The sequence below is a fragment of the Streptomyces sp. NRRL S-495 genome (assembly GCF_000966955.1).
In the GTDB taxonomy this organism is placed as follows: domain Bacteria; phylum Actinomycetota; class Actinomycetes; order Streptomycetales; family Streptomycetaceae; genus Kitasatospora; species Kitasatospora purpeofusca.
Genome location: NZ_JZWY01000813.1, coordinates 1 through 408 on the forward strand (window position 1 = coordinate 1; position 408 = coordinate 408).

At 72.3% G+C, this 408-nt stretch carries 1 pseudogene; it reads left to right on the forward strand.

From position 1 onward, the window contains the following. Window positions 1–408: pseudogene (locus tag VR45_RS33985) on the forward strand (1-deoxy-D-xylulose-5-phosphate synthase); the annotation flags it as partial.

Sequence of the window (408 nt, forward strand, 5' to 3'; positions counted from 1 at the left end):
TGCACTGCCTCACCGTCAAGGGCCGCGGCTACCGGCCCGCCGAACAGGACGAGGCGGACCGCTTCCACGCCGTCAACCCGATCGACCCCTACACCTGCCTGCCGATCTCGCCCAGCACCGGCGTCTCCTGGACCTCGGTGTTCGGCGACGAGCTGCTGGCCGTCGGCGCCGAACGCCCGGACGTGGTGGCGATCACCGCCGCCATGCTGCAGCCGGTGGGCCTGGCGAAGTTCGCCAAGGCGTACCCGGAGCGCACCTTCGACGTCGGCATCGCCGAGCAGCACGCCGTCACCAGCGCGGCCGGCCTGGCCACCGGCGGACTGCACCCCGTGGTGGCGGTCTACGCGACCTTCCTCAACCGGGCCTTCGACCAGGTGCTGATGGACGTCGCCCTGCACCGGCTCGGCG